At 66.1% G+C, this 17,287-nt stretch carries 17 protein-coding genes; 8 read left to right on the top strand and 9 right to left on the bottom strand.

Annotated elements, in window-relative coordinates; translation table 11 throughout:
• Positions 1-14 precede the first annotated feature (14 nt).
• A complete protein-coding gene (gene lpdA, locus ACQY5K_RS00895; RefSeq protein WP_428119219.1) occupies positions 15-1,469 on the bottom strand; it encodes a dihydrolipoyl dehydrogenase in 1,455 nt (484 codons plus the stop codon).
• Between the two features lie 241 nt (positions 1,470-1,710).
• On the opposite strand from lpdA, the gene ACQY5K_RS00890 reads away from it, so the two are divergent.
• From ACQY5K_RS00890 to ACQY5K_RS00880, 3 genes are all read left to right on the top strand, one after another.
• Entirely contained in the window at positions 1,711-2,091 is a 381-nt protein-coding gene (locus ACQY5K_RS00890; RefSeq protein WP_428119217.1) for a hypothetical protein, read from the top strand.
• A gap of 114 nt (positions 2,092-2,205) precedes the next feature.
• Positions 2,206-2,403: a hypothetical protein gene (locus tag ACQY5K_RS00885; protein WP_428119215.1), complete on the top strand. Its 198-nt coding sequence runs from the start codon at positions 2,206-2,208 to the stop codon at positions 2,401-2,403.
• Complete coding sequence (locus ACQY5K_RS00880) at positions 2,400-2,903, top strand: SRPBCC family protein (protein ID WP_428119213.1); 504 nt, start codon at positions 2,400-2,402, stop codon at positions 2,901-2,903. The genes ACQY5K_RS00885 and ACQY5K_RS00880 overlap by 4 nt, the downstream gene beginning before the upstream one ends.
• A 52-nt stretch (positions 2,904-2,955) precedes the next feature.
• Here ACQY5K_RS00880 and ACQY5K_RS00875 read toward each other — a convergent pair whose 3' ends face one another.
• Positions 2,956-4,038, bottom strand: a complete 1,083-nt coding sequence (locus ACQY5K_RS00875; RefSeq protein ID WP_428119211.1) for an RNase H family protein — start codon at positions 4,036-4,038, stop codon at positions 2,956-2,958.
• A 109-nt stretch (positions 4,039-4,147) separates the two neighbouring features.
• Between ACQY5K_RS00875 and aceE the strand changes: the two genes are divergently transcribed.
• Positions 4,148-6,850, top strand: coding sequence for a pyruvate dehydrogenase (acetyl-transferring), homodimeric type (gene aceE, locus ACQY5K_RS00870; RefSeq protein WP_428119209.1), 2,703 nt, complete (start codon positions 4,148-4,150; stop codon positions 6,848-6,850).
• Between the two features lie 38 nt (positions 6,851-6,888).
• A complete protein-coding gene (locus ACQY5K_RS00865) occupies positions 6,889-7,362 on the top strand; it encodes a MaoC family dehydratase (RefSeq protein WP_428119207.1) in 474 nt (157 codons plus the stop codon).
• A gap of 44 nt (positions 7,363-7,406) precedes the next feature.
• On the opposite strand, the gene ACQY5K_RS00860 is transcribed toward ACQY5K_RS00865, so the two are convergent.
• The 4 genes from ACQY5K_RS00860 to ACQY5K_RS00845 all read right to left on the bottom strand — a co-directional run bounded on the left by ACQY5K_RS00860 (position 7,407) and on the right by ACQY5K_RS00845 (position 10,154).
• Positions 7,407-8,171 (bottom strand): alpha/beta hydrolase family protein, encoded by a 765-nt coding sequence (locus ACQY5K_RS00860; protein WP_428119205.1) that lies wholly within the window; start codon positions 8,169-8,171, stop codon positions 7,407-7,409.
• Positions 8,172-8,233: 62 nt separating this feature from the next.
• The gene (locus ACQY5K_RS00855) at positions 8,234-8,455 is read right to left on the bottom strand and encodes a hypothetical protein (RefSeq protein ID WP_428119203.1); all 222 of its coding nucleotides are present in this window, start codon (positions 8,453-8,455) and stop codon (positions 8,234-8,236) included.
• A gap of 66 nt (positions 8,456-8,521) precedes the next feature.
• Positions 8,522-8,974 (bottom strand): hypothetical protein, encoded by a 453-nt coding sequence (locus ACQY5K_RS00850; protein WP_428119201.1) that lies wholly within the window; start codon positions 8,972-8,974, stop codon positions 8,522-8,524.
• A 67-nt stretch (positions 8,975-9,041) separates the two neighbouring features.
• The gene (locus ACQY5K_RS00845; RefSeq protein WP_428119199.1) at positions 9,042-10,154 is read right to left on the bottom strand and encodes an acyl-CoA dehydrogenase family protein; all 1,113 of its coding nucleotides are present in this window, start codon (positions 10,152-10,154) and stop codon (positions 9,042-9,044) included.
• Positions 10,155-10,420: 266 nt separating this feature from the next.
• On the opposite strand from ACQY5K_RS00845, the gene ACQY5K_RS00840 reads away from it, so the two are divergent.
• Both ACQY5K_RS00840 and ACQY5K_RS00835 read left to right on the top strand, forming a co-directional pair.
• Positions 10,421-12,172, top strand: coding sequence for a molybdopterin-dependent oxidoreductase (locus ACQY5K_RS00840; RefSeq protein ID WP_428119197.1), 1,752 nt, complete (start codon positions 10,421-10,423; stop codon positions 12,170-12,172).
• Between the two features lie 51 nt (positions 12,173-12,223).
• Positions 12,224-12,865, top strand: coding sequence for an MBL fold metallo-hydrolase (locus ACQY5K_RS00835; RefSeq protein WP_428119195.1), 642 nt, complete (start codon positions 12,224-12,226; stop codon positions 12,863-12,865).
• A gap of 37 nt (positions 12,866-12,902) precedes the next feature.
• On the opposite strand, the gene ACQY5K_RS00830 is transcribed toward ACQY5K_RS00835, so the two are convergent.
• Together ACQY5K_RS00830 and ACQY5K_RS00825 are read right to left on the bottom strand one after the other, a co-directional pair.
• Positions 12,903-13,724 (bottom strand): ABC transporter permease, encoded by an 822-nt coding sequence (locus ACQY5K_RS00830; RefSeq protein ID WP_428119193.1) that lies wholly within the window; start codon positions 13,722-13,724, stop codon positions 12,903-12,905.
• Complete coding sequence (locus ACQY5K_RS00825; protein ID WP_428119191.1) at positions 13,724-14,806, bottom strand: ATP-binding cassette domain-containing protein; 1,083 nt, start codon at positions 14,804-14,806, stop codon at positions 13,724-13,726. The genes ACQY5K_RS00830 and ACQY5K_RS00825 overlap by 1 nt, the downstream gene beginning before the upstream one ends.
• Positions 14,807-14,976: 170 nt before the next feature.
• On the opposite strand from ACQY5K_RS00825, the gene ACQY5K_RS00820 reads away from it, so the two are divergent.
• A complete protein-coding gene (locus ACQY5K_RS00820) occupies positions 14,977-15,468 on the top strand; it encodes a hypothetical protein (protein ID WP_428119189.1) in 492 nt (163 codons plus the stop codon).
• Between the two features lie 15 nt (positions 15,469-15,483).
• Here the strand turns inward: ACQY5K_RS00820 and ACQY5K_RS00815 are convergent, their stop codons facing one another.
• Positions 15,484-17,286, bottom strand: a complete 1,803-nt coding sequence (locus tag ACQY5K_RS00815; protein WP_428119187.1) for a DNA methyltransferase — start codon at positions 17,284-17,286, stop codon at positions 15,484-15,486.
• Position 17,287 lies beyond the last annotated feature (1 nt).

Here is a 17,287-nt window from a genome sequence, read left to right as displayed (position 1 = left end):
GCTGCGGTACGGCCTCATCCGTGCAGCCCCCGCCCGGTCAACGACAGCATCGTCTCGCCGAACAGCTCCGACAGCGTCGGGTGGGGCTGAATCAGCTCTGCCACTTCGCTGACGGTGGCTTCCCAGTTGACCGCCAAGTAGCCCTGACCGAGCTGCTCGGTCACCCATGGCCCCATCATGTGAACGCCCAGGATGCGCCCTGCGGTGCCGTCGGCATTGCGCTCGGCCACGACCTTCACCAAGCCTTCGGTGTCGTTCACGATCATGGCCCGCGAGTTGCCCGTATAACGGTGCTTGGATGTGACCACGTCGAAACCGGCGTCGGTGGCTGCCGCCTCGGACAAACCCGCAAACGCCACCTCGGGATGGCAGTAGATCGCCCACGGCACGTTGCGGTAGTCGACCGGCGCGGGATCCTCGCCCAAGATGTCCTTGACGGCCACGATCGCCTCGGCGAAGCCGACGTGTGCAAGCTGCGGGGTGTTGATCAGATCGCCGACGGCGTACACGCCGGGCATGGACGTGCGGCAGAGCTCGTCAGCGACCACGAATCCGCGGTCGTCCACCGCCACCTCGGTGCCGTCGAGCCCGAGATGGTCCGCAAACGGTCGGCGTCCCACCGAGACCACCACGGCGTCGACCTCAATCTGGGCGTCGGGGGCTTCGTCGGCCGACTTGGCATCCGTGTAGTTCACCGTGGTGCCGCCGCCATCGGTGGGCGTGTGGCCCGTGACGCGACAACCGGTGCGAACGGTGATGCCTCGCTTCGAAAAGGCTCGTCCGAGGGCCTTCGAAATGTCAGCGTCGACGCCGGGGACGATCTGCGGGGCGTACTCGAGCACGGTCACTTCCGCGCCCAGATCGCTCAGCATCGAGGCGAACTCGCAACCGATAGCGCCGCCGCCGATCACCGCAACCCGGCCCGGCACTTCGTCGAGTGCCAACACCTCGTCCGAGGTCATTACCAGCGTCGGGTCGCGATCGAATCCGGGCAACGTGATCGGCACCGAACCCGCCGCCAGCAGGACATGATCTGCCCGCAGCGTGTCGGTGTCGCCCCCATCGGGCCCATTGGCTTCGACGACCACCGTCCTGTCGGGCTCCAGACGGCCTGTTCCTTCGAATACGGCCACCTTGCGTCGTTTGAGCAGGCCCCGCACGCCTGCTTCGAGGCCGTCGACGATCCGCTGCTTGCGGGTCTGCGAGACGCCGAAGTCCAGATCGGGCGGCTCGACGTTGACGCCGAATTCGGCAGCGCTTGCGACCGTGCGCCACACGGCGGCGGTCTCGAGCAGTTCCTTCGCCGGGATGCAACCGCGGTGCAAACAGGTGCCGCCGAGTCGATCCCGCTCGACGAGTGCGGCTCGCAGGCCTGCCGCACCGGCGTACAGCGCCGCCGCATAGCCAGCGGGGCCGCCCCCCACTACCACGAGGTCGAACACCTCGGTCTCAATTGCCGTGTCGGTCATCGCGCGTCGAGAGTAACGCCGCTCGGCCGAATCGTTCGTCCGCCCCGTCGCATCGGTCGACTGCGCGTCGCCGCATTGGTTGCAAGCCTCAGAACGCCACCATCACCTGCACTGCGAACGCGACAAGAATCACGAGTCCCGTGACCAAGGCCGTTGCGATCAACGCCCGGGTGCTCACTCGGCCGAATGTACTCACCCAGTCGACCGGGACCCATGCTGGGACCGCAATAGGATCGGCACGGTGACCGTGCCTGCGCACCGTGCCCGAACGGGTCTTGTTGGCTCCATTGCCGTAGTTGGCCTCCTCGTTGGCGTCCTGAGCGGCTGTGGCGCAAGCGACGACTCGACGGACGCCACACCGAGCGACGAGGCTCCCGCTGCGGCGGCCGCGCCAGCAACAACAGCGGCCGCTGCGGCGAGTGCGGACGCTGGTGACGATTCCGGTGACGGTACAAGCCAGGACGCCGTTGCCGCGCCGACGACGACGGCAGCCAGCGCCGCCCCTGCCGAGACTCGGCCCGAGATCTTGCTGCTCGACACGCAGCAGCTCGACGGGCAGCAGTTCGACGTCGCCGCTGCGGCAGGCAACGACGTGCTGTTGTGGTTCTGGGCGCCGTGGTGACCAGCCTGCCGTCGTGAGGCGCCTGCGGTCGCAGAGCTGAAAGCCGAGCACGGGGACGACTTGCTCATCGTTGGCATCCCTGGAAATGACTCGCTCGATGAACACAACAAGTTTGTGAGCAACCACGGACTCGAGGACATCCCGCAAGTCCCGGATTTGACCGGCGAGCTGTGGTCCCGGCTCGGCGTGACTTCGCAGCCCAGATGGGTGCTGGTGCGTGCCGACGGAAGCGTCGAGCGCGGTGGCGGGGGCATTCCCGGCGACATCGTCGACGACGCCCTCTCACCGGCCCCACAGCAACCAGCCCAATGAGCGAGCGGCAAAGCGTCAGCGTCGAGCGGCTCATCGACGCTCCCGCCGCGCAGATCTTCGCCGTCCTTGCCGATCCCAGCCGCCACTGCGAGATAGACGGTTCGGGGACGCTGGTACGAGTGACCAGCAGCAACACACCGCTGACGCTGGGCAGCACGTTCAGCGTGCGCGTGCGTCTCGGCGTCGCCTACACCGTCAAGAATCGTGTCCTCGAATTCGAGGAGAACCGGTTGATCGCCTGGGCGCACTGGAACGGGCATCGTTGGCGCTACGAGCTTGAGCCTTCCGACGACGACAGCACACTGGTGCGCGAGACCTTTGTCTGGGGAACAGCACGCTGGCCCCGTTTCCTGGAACTCACGGGCTATGACAAGAAGAACGTGCCGTCCATGGAAGCCACGCTGGAGCGGCTGGCTGCCGTTGTCGAGACGACTCCCCCCGCAACACCCGACACGAGCCCCGACACGAGCCCCGACACGAGCCCAAACGAGGCTGCCTGAGCAGTCCGCCCGAACGGCGAGCCGCCCGCGCCCTGTGTGACCGTTGGTCTTCTCAGTCGGGTTCGATCACCCAGACATCGCCGTCGAGCGCAGTCTCGAGCTGGCGATGGACGCTCGCCAAGGTGCGATCGTCGGCGCGACGAACCAGGACGGCCTCGTCGCAGTTGCGTGCCAGCCAGGTGTCGCGACGCCGCATGGCTTTGCCGAACGCCTCGCTGTCGGGCGGCGGTCCGCCGCCGAGCACGAACTGCGCGTCAGCCGCAGCGCGTAGCTCGGCGAAGCGGTGTCGCGACGGGCGGGGCCACCGCTCGTCCATGCCTTCGAACGCCAGCACTGCCACGAACGGCACTCCTGCAGCGAGCGCTGCTTCGGCACCCATCGTCTCTGCGCCCTGTCCCAAGCCGGTGGCGACGACAAGGTCAGGGTGCATTTCGCGCTTGGCAGCCAGCACATCGCTGATCTGTCGCAGCACCTTGCGCGCCGTGGGGTTCTCGGCGTATCCGCCGATCTCAGGCGGGCGGTGGCCCAGCACGGCTACGACGTGACCGGCGACTTCGCGGTCTGGCTTGGTGCCGCGGTCACGTGAGCGCAAGGGCTCAGCGGAATCGCCCGACTCGCCCCCTGCGGTGTCGTCGGATGCCAACTCGAGCACACTGTCTGCGAAGCGGCCCCCGCTGAGGCCCTGACCGGTCGTAGCGGCGTGCACTGCCAGCACGTCGGCCGCTGTGTTGAGACGCTGCCCGGAGTGGCCCTTCACCCATGCGAACTCCACGTCGCCGCGAGCCTGCACCGCTTCGATGAACGGCTCCCACAGGTCCCGGTTGGCCACAGGCTTCTTTGCGGAGTTCAGCCAGTTCCGCCGATGCCAACCCTTCCACCATTCGTCGTTGAAGCACTTCACGACGTAGGTCGAGTCGCTCACCACTCGCAGCGGGCCGTCCAGCGCCTCCACGGCTTGTGCAGCCGCCGTGATCTCCATCCGCTGGTTGGTCGTTCTCGGCTCGTGACCGCAGGCCCACGGTCCGCCGTCGACAACGAACGCCCAGCCCCCAGGCCCGGGATTGCCGAGGCAGGAGCCGTCGGTATAGACGTGGCGAACCTCTGGGTCTGCTGAGGGACGCTCCGGTGGGCTCACTGCTCGGCAGCCTGCTCTGACATCTGGGCGACGACCTCTCCGTGTCGCGGTATCTCGATCGGTGCGGCGCGTGCGCCGAAACCGCGGGCCAAGTGCGACACTAGGCCCCATGCTCTTCGACGGGTTGCACGAGCAGATACCCGACATTGACCCTGACGAGACCGATGAGTGGCTGCAGTCGTTCGCCGCTGTCGTCGACGAACGGGGCAAGAACCGAGCTCGCTTCCTCATCCGGCGTCTGATGACGAAGGCCCGCGAGATGCAGGTGGACTTCCCGGCAACCGTGTCGACGCCGTACATCAACACGATCGCGCCTGAGGACGAGCCGTGGTTCCCAGCGGACGAGGAGATCGAGAAGCGCTTGCGCGCATACATCCGCTGGAACGCCGTCGCCATGGTGACCCACGCCAATTCGTGGGCTGACGGCATCGGCGGCCACCTGTCGACGTTCGCCAGTTCGGCCGCGCTGTACGACGTGGGCTTCAACCATTTCTGGCGCGGCAAGGACGACGGCGAGCCGGGCGACCACATCTACATCCAGGGCCACGCCGCTCCCGGCATCTACGCCCGGGCCTATCTCGAAGGTCGCCTCGACGACACCGACCTCGAGCATTTCCGCCGCGAGATCGGCCGCACCGGACTCTCGTCGTATCCGCATCCGCGTCTGATGCCGGACTTCTGGGAGTTCCCGACCGTGTCGATGGGCCTCGGTCCGATCATGGCGGTCTACCACGCTCGCTTCAATCGCTACCTGCACAACCGCCGGCTCGACGACACGTCGGAGTCCAAGGTGTGGTGCTTCGTCGGCGACGGCGAGACCGACGAGCCCGAGACGCTCGGTGCGCTGCACCTCGCGGCTCGCGAACGACTCGACAACCTGATTTTCGTCGTGAACTGCAATCTGCAACGGCTCGACGGACCGGTGCGCGGCAACGGCAAGATCATCCAGGAGCTCGAGGCCAACTTCCGCGGCTCGGGCTGGAATGTCCTCAAGGTGATCTGGGGCGGACGATGGGATGAGTTGCTCGCTCGCGACAACGACGGCGTGCTGCTCAACAAGATGAACGAGACCGTCGACGGCGAGTACCAGCGCTACTCAGTGGAGAGCGGGGCCTACATCCGCGAGAACTTCTTCGGTCCTGATCCTCGCCTGCGCAAGATGGTCCAGCACCTGTCCGACGAGCACCTTCAGCAGCTGCCGCGCGGCGGGCACGACTACAAGAAGCTGTACGCGGCGTACAAGGCCGCCGTCGAGCATGAGGGCAGCCCCACGGTCATCCTCACCAAGACGGTGAAGGGCTGGACATTGGGGCCTGATCTGGAGGCCCGCAACGCGACGCACCAGATCAAGAAGCTGAGCCGGACCCAGCTCATGACGATCCGAAACCGGCTGCGTCTGCACGACGAGATCGACGCCGAGTTCGACCCCGACGATCCGCCCTACTGCCGCCCCGAGCCGGGCAGCGCCGAGCACGAGTACCTCATCGCCCGGCGCCGAGCGCTGGGGGGCGAGCTGCCGAAGCGCATTCGTGACTGGCGCCGAAAGCCGCTCCCGATGCCGAGTTCTAAGCCCTTCGAGGAGTTCGCGGCCGGGTCGGGCAAGATGACCGTGTCCACCACGATGGCGTTCACTCGGATGCTTCGGGCGATGACACGCGAAGAGGGCTTCGGCGAGCGTGTGGTGCCGATCATTCCCGACGAGGCACGCACCTTCGGCATGGACTCGCTGTTCCGCGAGCTGGGCATCTACGCCAGCCAGGGACAGCTGTACGAGCCGGTCGACCACGACCTGTTGCTGTCATACAGCGAGCACATTGACGGCCAGATCCTCGAGGAGGGAATCACCGAGGCCGGGGCGCTCGCCAGCTTCACCGCAGCAGCCACGTCGTATGCCACCCGTGGGGTGCCGATGGTGCCGTTCTACACCTTCTATTCGATGTTCGGCTTCCAGCGTGTCGGCGACATGATCTGGGCGCTGGCGGACATGCGCGGGCGCGGCTTTTTGATGGGAGCGACCGCGGGCCGCACCACGCTCATGGGCGAGGGTCTGCAGCACCAGGACGGCCACTCGCCGCTGCTGGCGTCGGTCGTGCCGCCGTGCGTGACGTACGACCCGGCGTTCGCTTACGAGCTCGCAACGATCATCCGCGACGGCATCCGGCGCATGTACGGCGAAAACGAGGACGTCTTCTACTACCTGACGATCTACAACGAGAACTATGTGCAGCCGCCCGAACCCCACGATCTGCGGGTCCCCGATCTCCTGGCCGGGCTGTACCGATTCGCCCCCCCGGCACCGGGCCGCGCACACAGCGGGTCGATCATGTTCTCGGGCGCAGCGCAGGGAGCGGCGCGTGGGGCTGCGGAGCTTCTGGCTGCCGAGCACGATGTCGCGGTCGATCTGTGGAGCGCCACGTCGTACAAGTCGCTGCGCGAAGAGGCGCTGTCGTGCGAGCGGTGGAACACGCTGCACCCCGACGAGCCCCAGCAGGTGCCGTTCGTCACACGTCAGCTCGCTGACGGCTTCGGCCCCGTCATCGCGGTCACTGACTACATGCGTGCCGTGCCTGACCAGGTGTCACGGTGGATCGGACGGGACTACACCTCGCTCGGCACCGACGGCTTCGGTCGAAGCGACACTCGCACCCGTCTGCGTGAGCACTTCGAGGTGACCTCCGAGCACATCGTCGTGGCCGTGCTGTGGCGCCTTGCCGAACTCGGCGAGATCGACGCCCGTGTCGCTGCCGAGGCCATCAAGCGGTACGGCCTCGCCGTCGACAGCGCAGATCCTTGGTCGGCATCGGTTCACTGATCACAGCACCGCTCGCGGCCAGCGACCAGACTGACCCGATGCCCAGCGACCTGCCGTGCCCGCAACGGTGGTTTGACGACTACGAGGCCGGCGAACGGTTCACGTTCGGTACTACGACCATCGACGAAGCAGAGATCATCGAATTCGGTCGCAAGTTCGACCCGCAGCCGTTTCACACCGACCCCGAAGCTGCTCGCAACACCTTCTATGGCCGCCTGATCGCCTCGGGATGGCACACGGGCTCGATCATCATGCGCTTGCTGAACGACCACTTCCTGGGCCCGTCCAGCATGGGCTCGCCCGGCTTGGACGAGTTGCGCTGGCTGGCGCCCGTCTACCCGGGCGACCGCCTCACGCTCGTCGCTGAGGTGCTGGAAGCGCGCCCAAGCCGCTCGAAGCCCGACCGCGGCATCCTCAGAATGGCTCACGAACTCGTCAATCAACATGGCGACACAGTCGTCCGCTCGGTCGCCAACATGATGATCGCCCGCCAGCCCGAAGCAGCGAACTAGCCCAACGGCGGGCCCGGGTGCCGCCGCGATTGCTTTGGAGTGGGCTAGGCGTATTGGGCGGCTGCTTGGCGTTCGAGCCAGCCGAGCAGCACGGCGACTGCCCGGGGGTCGTGTCGGATGCGGTGGTCGGCACCGGAGATCAGTCGCAGTTCCGGATCCGGATGGCGCGAGGCGAGGTGACTGGCCTCTTCGTAGGGAACTTGGCGATCATTGATGCCGTGCAGGATCAACAGGGGCCGATCCCCGAGATGCTCCACAGCATCCACCGCGCGGTTCTGCTTGAGCTCCTTGTTCCAAGCGCTCACTGAACGTGGGAATTCTCCGGAGCGAATGACTCCGACATTGCGACAATGGCTGAGGAACGCCTTGGGGTCGCCGGCCCAGTCGTCAAAGTCGGCGCGGGGAGCCATGGCCGCTACGCCCCTCACGCGGGCATCGCGTGCCGCAGCCAGGATCGCCAGCGACCCGCCGGTCGTCGAGCCGACCAGCCACACGCCCCGGCAACCCTGCGACAGCACATGCTCGATCGCGCGGCCGACGTCGTCGATCCAGCCCAGCAGCGAGAAGTCTCCGTCGGAATCGCCGCACCCACGCAAGCTCACCGCCAGCACCGTCCAGCCCTGCGCCTCGGCAATGCGTTCCGCGAACAGCTGGTAGGTGAGGTTGGGCACGCCTGGACGCTGCATCGAGGGGAACCCGTGGCACAGCACCACCGCCGGTCCGCTGCCGACCGATCGCTTGGGCCGCACCAACAGAGCAGCCAGATTCGGGCCGCCTTCGATCGTGGTCTGTGTGACCGTCGTGCTCACAGCGCAGCGCCCTGGCGAAGGTGCGGCAGCGGCCGCACCGCGATCGAGCGCATCCGCAGGTCCTACCGGCAGAGCCGCGACAGGCGATAGCCGCGATTTCGCGCCTCAGACAACTCGTCGGGTCCGAATGCGGCGTAGGACTGCGCGGCCACGATGTCGGCGACGGCTGCGACCAGCTGCGCCTCGGAACTCGGATCTGTCAACTCAGCCTCCATGTCGTACACGACCTGGTTGCGCTTGTCGCCGACGTAACGGAGACCGTGCAGCTCCCTGGGGATATCCATGGATCTCATTCTGCCCTCCGCGGGCCCAGCTGCTCGCATCGGCGCTCAGCTTGCGGTGCGAACCGATCAGGTGCCCGAGTCGCCTGGATCGTTGACTGCCGCCAGTGCGCCAATGCGTCGCAGGTAGTCCAGGTGCGCCTCGACCACCGCTTCGACATCGTCCAAGGAAACCTCGAGACCGCTTTGTCGCACCGTTCGGTACAGATCTGCGGCCGACGAGCTGTGCTCAGTGACCGACGGGGCCTCGCTGTCGGGTCCGTCGAGGGCGCGCTCGTCTTCGGGGTCCGCACCGAATTGCAGCTGATTGAGGTGGCCGCGCAGGAGTGCGGAGAGCTCGTGGCCGCGCAGCGAGGCCGCGACGTCGAACGGCAGGCGCTGCGCCACGAAATCCGCTGCCTCGGCGAGACGCCAGACGGGCTCGCGTCGCTGCCGTGCGAGCCGTTGCGCCTGAGTGCCGACGACGCCCGCGGCAACGATGAAGCCGATCACCAGCGAGATCGCGATGACCGCAACGATCACGTTGCACTCCTCGACAGAAGCGGGTTGTACAGCCCTGCTCTCGGCGAGTGCGAGGGCTTGTGCCGGGTTACAGACCGATGCGCTGAGCCAGAAGCTCTCGGTGGTAGGCGGGATCGCCGAAGATCAGCTCAGAGCTCTTGGCACGCTTGAAGTACAAGTGCGCCGGGTGCTCCCAGGTGAAGCCGATGCCGCCGTGGATCTGGATGTTCTCTGCGGCGCAGTGGAAATACGCCTCCGAGCAATACGCCTTGGACAGTGACGCCACCGAGGGCAGTTCGTCGTTCATCTCCGACGCGCACCACGCCGCGTAGTACGCAGCCGACTTCGCCGACTCAACCTCGAGCAGCATGTCAGCGCACTTGTGCTTGATGGCCTGAAAGGAGCCGATCGGGCGTCCGAACTGCACGCGGTCCTTGGCGTACTGGACGGCCATGTCCAGCACGTACTGCGCTCCGCCGACCTGCTCGTTCGCGAGGGCCACAGCCGCAAGGTCGAGCACCTGGGAGATATAGGCGAATCCGTCGGTGTCGCAGAGGTGCTTCGCCGGCGTGTTGTCGAACGTGATGCGCGCCTGCTTGCGGGTCTGGTCCATGGTCGAGAGGTTCTCGCGGCTCAATCCCGTGGCGTCGCCGTCGACGGTGAACAGGTGGATTCCGCCCTCGCAGCGAGCCGCAACAACGAACAGGTTCGCGGTGCCGCCGTCGGTCACGAACATCTTCTCGCCGCTGATCGTCGCCGAATCGTCGGTGTCAGATGCCTCGACCTCGATGCCGTCTTCGTCCCAGCGGCCGCTGGGCTCAGCGAGCGCCAGCGTGGCGATGGTCTCGCCTGAGGCGATGCCCGGCAGCAGTTCTTCCTTGGCCTTTTCGTTGCCCGAATGCAGGATCGCATTGCCTGCCAGCACGACCGTCGAGAAGTAGGGCGCGCACAGCAGGCTGCGCCCCATCTCCTCGAGCACGATGCCCAATTCGACGTAGCTGGCGCCCTGGCCGCCGTACTCCTCGGGGATGACGAGCGCTTGCAGGCCGAGCTGCTCAGCCATCTGCGACCAAACCGCCGGGTCGAAGCCGTCGTCAGTCTCCATCAGCTCGCGCACCGCGGTCTCGGGGGACTTCTCCTCGAGGAACGAGCGAACGAAGTTGCGGAGCTCTTCCTGCTCCTCGGTGAATGCGAAGTTCACGGACGCGCCTCCGGGGCCGGTGCAACCTGTGCAATGGACAGGCGAAGTTCTATCATCCTGTGGCCCAAGAGGCTCACTCAGCCAACATCGGGCACGACGCACAGTCGCACTCGTGGGGCGCACTCGTAGGGCGGAACCAGTTGTGCGGGTGGGGCGTTAGCTTTCGTGATGGACTCCGGGAACAACGCACGCGGCAAGTCTGACCGCACATTCCGGCGTCAGAAGAACTCGGCCACGGCGCCGAAGGAAGCCAAGGCGGTACGAGAATGAGCGACGGGTCCAGCCAAACCGCAGCGTCAGGCGCGACAAGGAATGCCAGGAGTCCGCGCCGGCTTGTCCGCCAGCCCGGCGCCAGCGTCGGGCTGGCGGCAGGCATGGCAGGCGCGGCCGTTGCGCTGTCCTTCGGCGAACTCATGGACGGCCTGTTCGACTCGATCCCCTCGCTCGTCGTGGCCGTCGGCGAGGCGCTCGTGGACTATTCGCCGGACTGGGCGGTCAAGCTCAGCATCGAGCTCTTCGGCGAGAAGGACAAGGCGGTGCTCGCGATCGGCATCGTCGGCGTCGCGCTGGTGATCGGCGGCCTTCTGGGCACGACTGCGATGTGGCAGCGCAGTCATCGGGCACCGCTTGGGGGGTTCGCTGCGTTCGCGTTGGTCGGAGGCTGGACCGCCGCTCGCAACCCGATGAGCCCGTTCATCGGCTCGTGGATCGTGGCGCTGTGTGCCGCTGCACTCGGCGCCGGCACGCTGCTGTTGCTGCTGCGGCTCGCACCCCACGCCCGAGCTGGCGCAACGTCCGCAACAACCACTGCAGCGAGTCCCGACGAGCCGGACGCCGCCCCGCCCAGCGAGACCGCCGCCCCTGAACCTCTCGACACGAACCGCCGTGCGTTCCTCGTGGGAGTCGGCGGAGCCGGGGTGGCTGCGGTCGGGCTCGTCGCTCTCGGCCGCGGCGTGCGCGGCCCCTCAGCCGCAGAGACCGCTCGTGCCTCCATCGACCTCAGCGGCGCCAGCCCCCCAACGACCGCAGCGCCACCTGGTGCGACCGCGACGCCGAGCGCCACGACCGCCGCTCAGCGCTCGTTGATGTCTCAGGTGGCTGCGCTCGACACTCTGAACGAAGTTGCCGGCATCTCCAGCTACCTCACTCCCAACGACGACTTCTACCGGATCGACACGGCGCTGACCGTGCCACAGGTCGACCCGGCGAACTGGAGCCTCAGCTTCACCGGCATGGTCGACAACCCTTACGAGCTGACGCTCGACGACATCTTGGCGATGGACCTCAGCGAGCACGTGATCACCCTGTCGTGCGTGTCGAACCGCGTCGGCGGGCGCCTGGTGGGCAATGCCACCTGGACCGGCATCCCGCTCGTGACACTGCTCGAGCGCGCCGGAGTGCAACCGGGTGCCGACCAAGTCGTCGGCCGCTCCGTCGACGACTGGACTGCCGGCTTCCCCACCGACCTCCTCTACGACGGTCGCAACGCGATTCTCGCTGTGGGCATGAACGGCGAGCCGTTGCCGACCTCACATGGCTTCCCGGCTCGCTTGGTGGTTGCGGGCCTGTACGGCTACGTGTCCGCCGTCAAGTGGATCGAGGAGATCAACCTCACGACGTGGGACGGCTTCGACGGCTACTGGGTACCCCGTGGCTGGTCCAAGCGCGGCCCCATGAAGACGCAGAGCCGCATCGACGTGCCCGACGGCGGTGATCGCCTTGCGCCCGGTGTGCCCGCAGCGGTAGCTGGCATCGCCTGGGCGCCGACTCGGGGCATCAGCGGCGTGGAGCTGCGAGTGGACGACGGACCGTGGCAGCGATGCGAGATGGGCGAGGCGCTCGGCGACGAGAGCTGGTTGCAGTGGCACCTCGCCTGGACACCGACCCCGGGCGACCACACCCTGCAAGTGCGTGCCATCGACGGCACCGGCATGACCCAGCCGCAAGGCCCCAAAGATCCCCGGCCCGACGGCGCAGAAGGCTGGCACCGCATCAACGTGCGCGTCGACGAGGCCTAGCCGCCTGCGGGGGCATCTGTTCGCTGGCCGTCGCGCTCCTAGGATGCAGCCATGGCTTTGCACTGGTCCGCCACCGGCATCGAGGTCCACAAGGAGGTCGTGCGTCCCGTCGACGGCGACCTGCCCCACGGATTCCCCGACGACTTCGACAACAACGTGTTCACCATCCGTTGCACCGAGACCGGCGAGGCGATGCTGATCGACGCCGCGAACGAGCACGAGCGCCTGCTGGAGGTGTGCCGGGCGTTGGGTGTGACCAAGGTCGTCGAGACGCACGGCCACTGGGACCACATCCAGGCGGTGCCGGCAGTTCGCGACGCCGGCATCGAAGTGGGCATCACCGCCGAAGACGCTTCGATGCTGCCCAGCTACGACTTCATTCTCGCCGACGACTCGGTCATCGAGCTGGGGCGCCTTCGCATCCGCACCATCCACAACCCCGGTCACACTGCGGGCTCGATGAGCTTCCACGTGGAAGGCACGCCGCTGCTGTTCACGGGCGACACCCTGTTCCCGGGCGGTCCCGGCGCCACCGGTTTCGGCGGCGATTTCGACCAGATCATCCGCAGCATCGAAGGCCGGATGTTCTCGAAGTTCTCCGGCGACACGCTCGTGCTGCCCGGCCACGGCGCGGACACGACCATCGGCAACGAGTCGCCGCACCTGCAGGAGTGGATCGACCGAGGCTGGTAGTCGCTGGGTCTAACCCGTCGCCACTCGGCGACTGTGTCTAACCCGTCGCCACTCGGCGACCGAGCGACCTGAACGCTATGTAGAAGGTCACGATGGCGAGCCCCACGATGGCGGCGGCTCCCTTGAGGATCATGAGCCCGTCCCAGCCCTCGAACAGGATCGCCCGCATCGCCTCCATGAGATAGGTGACCGGGTTCCACGCCGCCACCGTGCGAAGCCAGCCTGACATCAGCTCTCGAGGCAGGAATGACGGCGTCAGGAACGCAAACGGGAAGAAGATCAAGAACGACGAGTTCACCGCGGCCGGATTCCCGGTGCGCAGCGCAACCGTGTAGGGGATGCCGCTGTACGCAATGCTCCAGGCAATTGCGAGCAGCAAGAAGACCAAGAACCCCAAGAAGCCGGTCTCGAACCACACTCCGAAGGCGAGGCCCATCGCGACCACGAACAGGGCCAGTCCGAGCGCCATCACGATGTCAGCCACCATCAGCCCGAACAGCAGCGTGGACCGGCGGATCGGCGTTACGAGCATCCGGTCGAGATAGCCGGACTGAATGTCGATCACGAGCACGCTCGCCCGAGAAATGCCCGTGACAGCAAAGATGATCGCGACCGGAAGCTGGAACGCCCGGTAGTCGAGGCCGACATTGCTCCCCGAAGGCGCCTGTCCCTCCACGAACGACTCCAAGGCGCCGGTATTCACGACAAAGAAGAAGACGGGGATGATCAGCGTCGGAATCAGGTACTCGGGTTCGCGCAACACGCTTCGGACAGCCCGCCTGGCTATTGTCGCTATGTCGGTCAGGAAGCCGACACCGTGAGTCAGGCCTCCCCCCGGGGCGACAGCGGCTTCAGTCATCACCCGCCTCCCGCTGCGACGCGCACGCCGTCGGGGTGTGTGCCTGGGGCGACCGAATCGGCCTGGTCTGGCGCAGCCTCTTCGGCTGCGACTGTGCTCTGCGCCGCAGCCTCTTCGGCTGCGGCCATGCGGTAGCCGGTCGCCTGCAGGAACACGTCGTCAAGCGAGGGCGTCCGTACGGTGAGCGCTGTTGGATGCACATCGGCACCGGCCAGCGCCACCGCGACGGCACCGACAAGCCCCGCGCCATCCGAAGTCGCAATGGTGATGCCATGGCGACCCGTAGTCACATCGTCGGCCTGAGGCACGGCTTTCGCTGCCTCCGCCGCGCGAGCGATGTCTTCGGGCTCGAGATCCACCACGATCACGTCGGCGCCCACGGCCCGCTTCAACTCGGTGGGCGTGCCCTGTTGCACGATGCGCCCATCGGCCAGGATCGCCACCCGATCGGCCAGCACATCGGCTTCTTCCAGGTATTGCGTCGTCAGGAAGACCGTTACGCCCAGCTCGTCGTTCAGGCGACGCACCTCGTCCCATACCTGGGTTCGGCTCACCGGGTCGAGGCCCGTCGTGGGCTCGTCCAAGAAGAGCACTTCAGGGGCATGGATCAGCGACGCAGCGAGGTCCAGCCGCCGTTTCATGCCGCCGCTGTAGGTGGAGATACGGGCATCGATGGCGTCGCCGATGTCGGCGAGGTCGATGGCGCGCTCAATGGATGCAGCCCGGTCGGCGGGGCGCAGCCCGTAGAGCCGCGCTTGCAGGTCAAGGATCTCGCGGCCGGTCTGCTTCTCGTCGAGCGCTGCGTCCTGCATGGCGACGCCGATGCGGATCCGCACCTCACCGGGGTTCTTCGCCACGTCGAAACCGGCAACTCTGGCGGTGCCCGCCGTCGGGCGCAGCAGCGTGCACAGCATGCGCACGGTCGTGCTCTTGCCAGCGCCGTTCGGTCCCAAGAAACCGAAGATCTCACCTTGGCGGACCTGCAGATCTACACCGTCGACCGCCCTCACCGAACCGAAGTCGCGGACGAGTCCATGGGCCTCAATCGCCGTTGCTGACCCCTCAGACATCGCCTCGGACACGGGCGGCAGGCTAGCGAGCGTCCTGCCCGAGCGATCTGTCCTGGCGAGAACACAGAGACTGGCCGAAAGCGCCGGCTTTGAGGACTGCAGAAGCGTTGCCAGATCGCACATGACCGCTGCGGGTCATGCGAGGCTGTCACTTGCACGGTGTCCAATGGAAGGGGCCATGCATGATCTTCGACCGCGCCAGCACAACAAGTCGCCCGATTCGTCTCGAAGCTCGTGTCGGAGTGTTCGGACCCGACGGCGAACTTGCGAACGAGCACACTTACCTGTCGGCCGAAGTGGACGAGGAGCTACGTCCATGGATGGCAGGCCAGAGATATGTTGAGATGCGCGACGGCACGATGACCACCGAGGATCGCGCGCTCATGTCCGAGATCGCCGATGAGGTTCTGTCGTGGGTCGCCGCCGGGCACGAGACGGCGACCTTTCCCAACAAAGTCAACCTGCTGATGCAGTGGGACGGCATCATGGACAATTCCGAGTCGGCGGACATCGACCCTGCGTCGCCCCTCAACCTGACGTTCGACATGGAAGGACGCCCGTGCAGTGAGCAAGACGGCTCATGCACTATCTGCGGAGAGCCGTGCTGGAACTGCACCTGCGACCCGCACGTTGTCGCCACCGCCCGGTTGGTCATCGCACCCTTCGGAGGCTGAAGCACCGGCGGGTATTCAGCCGCTCACCCGCTGGCGCAGCATGCCGGTCCGCTTGTCAACCTCGTAGTCAGCATCGCGAAGCAGTTTGGTCACGGCGCTGAGATCGATCACCGACAAGTCCCAGCTGCGTCGAAATCCCTCGCGAACCGCCTCGACGTAGCACTGGCTCGGGCTGAGTCGTTCCGTGGTTGAAACGATGTCCCGCACAACGCCTTCGACTTCCGCCGATGTTGGGACCACGACTGCCGCTGACGAACACCCGCTGCTCAACGTCAACATGAGGTCGACGGTTGATACGTGCTCGAAACCAGAAGCGAGGCCCTTGACGGAACGCTGGCCTTTGTCAAGCGTCGCGATGAGTTCGGGCACGACGACAAGCCCCGCCTGAGCGATCGCCCGCTGCAAGATCCTCCAGACACCTCCGCTACTGTTGCCGAAGAGCATCGTGATATAGCCATTCGGCTTGAGCACGCGGCGACACTCGCTCAGCGCCTCCGTCAGAATCGATTCGTATCGATCTGGCGAGCGAAACGAACCCGTGTCGGTCCTGTCAACGACAGCTTCGAGTCCTGGATCCGTCAGCCGCTGACCCGGCAGCCAGGCCTCGTGGAACAGGTTCATGTCCGAGTAAAAGATGTTTGAGCCGAATGGCGGATCCGTGAACACGTAGTCGACGGATTGATCCTCGAGGGGCAGTGATGTCGCGCTTCCGACGTCGTACCGGACGGCATGCTCCCTCGATACCGCTACCAGTCCACGTTCGCGTCGCTGTGCTCGTATCCACTCGTCGGATCGAGCCACCGCGTCGACCTTGCGGGTGAACAGGTCGAACACGTTCCACTCGTAGAAGACAGGCGCGATGTAGTAGTTCGCGTTGGCCGCATTCAGAGGTCTTTGGCGTGACCACTGGTACCGCTTGCTGGCGCGGGTCAAGATCGCAGTAAACGCAAATCGCAGCTTTCCGCGGATGGTGGCGTCATCTGTTGCTTCGACTGCATCACGCAGGGCCGCAAGCGCGCACAGGTTCCGGCGGCCGAAGAAGGACGCTGTCGACGTGAGGCGGTGACGCCCGAGTGCCGAGGCCTGGTACATCTGACGATTCGATTCGATCGCGACATCGGGCCACGGTGAGCCATTTGCCGGTGCCGCAAGCGGTTCCGACCAAGGTTGTTCCATCTGTGTGCTCGAGCAGGGACACACGATTGAGTCAACAACAGGCTCCTCACGCAACCGCAACGAACGGCTGCTGATCGGCGCTCCGCAGCGGAAGCATCTCATTGCCGCCTTGTTCCAATCGGCGTCCTCAAGAGCCTCGTAGTAGTTGACCTGGGCAGCGCAACCGCCACATTCGACAACGAACGAACAGATCGTCTTCGCTGTTTCAGCAAGTTCTCCGCACGAGGCGCAGGTCACTCGGTAGAGGTCGCCGACGGCCTTACGTGCCCGCTCGACAGCCGCCCGGCCGTCACGCCGAAGCGGCCCAGCGTCGACGAGATTGACATAGTTGCTGCCGATATGCCGTCCGAGCACGGACACATCGAACAAACGGGCGCGGCGACCCGATGCGAGGGCCGCCACGCCGGTCATGCCAGACCCAGCGAAGGGATCAAGCACGGTGTCCCCTGGGGCTGTCATGGCCTCGATGAACGGGATGACCGCCGTCACAGGCACCTTCGTCAGGTACGCGTGTGCCATGTACACAGGGTCGGAACGCTTCACAGCGACAGAAGCGGGTAAAGGGTGCGCCACCTCGCGGGCAGGGCCGAAGGGTCCGACCTGTCCGTTGGAGGCGGCCCTAGCGTGAGCGCGTCGGGGCATG

The organism is Candidatus Poriferisodalis sp., from assembly GCF_965262965.1.
Classification (GTDB): Bacteria; Actinomycetota; Acidimicrobiia; order Acidimicrobiales; family Poriferisodalaceae; genus Poriferisodalis.
The sequence above is the reverse complement of the archived record's forward strand: the minus strand, read 5'-3'. Positions and strand labels throughout refer to the sequence as shown.